The organism is Elstera litoralis (assembly GCF_000963705.1).
In the GTDB taxonomy this organism is placed as follows: domain Bacteria; phylum Pseudomonadota; class Alphaproteobacteria; order Elsterales; family Elsteraceae; genus Elstera; species Elstera litoralis.
The window spans coordinates 1-1,153 of the sequence record NZ_LAJY01000607.1; the positions used below are offsets into that span (position 1 = coordinate 1).

Annotated in this window: 1 pseudogene; it reads right to left on the reverse strand. The window is 56.2% G+C overall.

Annotation, left to right across the window (positions count from 1 at the left end):
- Positions 1 to 208: 208 nt before the first annotated feature.
- A pseudogene (locus VZ95_RS24410) lies at positions 209 to 996 on the reverse strand (IS3 family transposase); the annotation flags it as partial.
- Between the last annotated feature and the right edge of the window lie 157 nt (positions 997 to 1,153).

A 1,153-nucleotide genomic window follows, 5' to 3' on the forward strand; every position in this document is an offset into this window, starting at 1 on the left:
TCTACTCTTGCTCCGAATTCGAGATTGGCACAATTATTAACGAGTTAAAATCCTTCTCCCCAATCAAAATCGAATACAAATTCTTAGATCGTTCGGAGAACCTCACTGAAATCAGTTCAGGAGAACTAGCGGGGGATCATGTTGTGGAAGGTTACCTCGAGCCACAGCACGCGTAGATAGGTGTAACCGAACTCCAGCGCACGGTGCGCGGTTTGCCGCGCCCTGCAATCAGGCCCGTCAAAATCCGGGCGACGCTGGCCTCCGATAGGGACGTATCGGCGATCAGGGCTAGGCATTCGCGGGTGAAATCATCGACGACACACAGAATGCGAAAACGGCGACCGCAGACCAAACTGTCGGAGACGAAATCGAGCGACCAACGCTGGTTTGGCCCTTGGGGAGGTATCATCGGCGCGCGGGTTCCCAGCGCCCGCTTCCGGCCACCCCGGCGGCGAACCTTGAGACCCTCCTCCCGATAAATCCGCAGCAGTTTCTTGTGATTGAGCCGGAAACCCTCGCGCGCCAGCAAAATGCCCAACCGCCGGTACCCAAACCTTTGACGTTCCGTCGCCAGCGCCCGCAAGCGCTGCCGCAAACCCGCATCCTGGGGCCGAGACGAACGATACCGAACCGTCCTGCGACTGACCCTAAGCAATCGACACGCCCGCCGCTCGCTCACCCCATGAACCTCACGAGCCTGCGAAACAGCCATCCGCCGCGCGGCGGGCGTTACCATTTTTTTGACGCCAAATCCTTTAAAATCGCATTGTCCAGCATGGCTTCCGCCAAAAGCTTCTTTAGCCGGGCGTTCTCTTCTTCAAGGCTCTTAAGCCGCTTGGCTTCTGAAACCTCAAGGCCGCCTTACTTCGACTTCCATTTATAGAAAGTCGCAGGGCTGATCCCGTGCCGACGACAAACTTCTGCTGTCGCAAGCCCGGATTCCTGTTCCTTCAAAACCCCGATGATCTGTTCTTCGCTGAACCGTGTGCGCTTCATCTTCGTCCGACTCCTTCTGTCGGACTCTACATCAAGACGGATCCAAAATCGGGGGTACGTCATAGGGTTTCTTCATCTGCCTTTGCCATCCGCTATCGAGAACCAGTCTCATGGCACCAACCCCATCAACTCCCCAATCAACTCCTCCACGCTCACT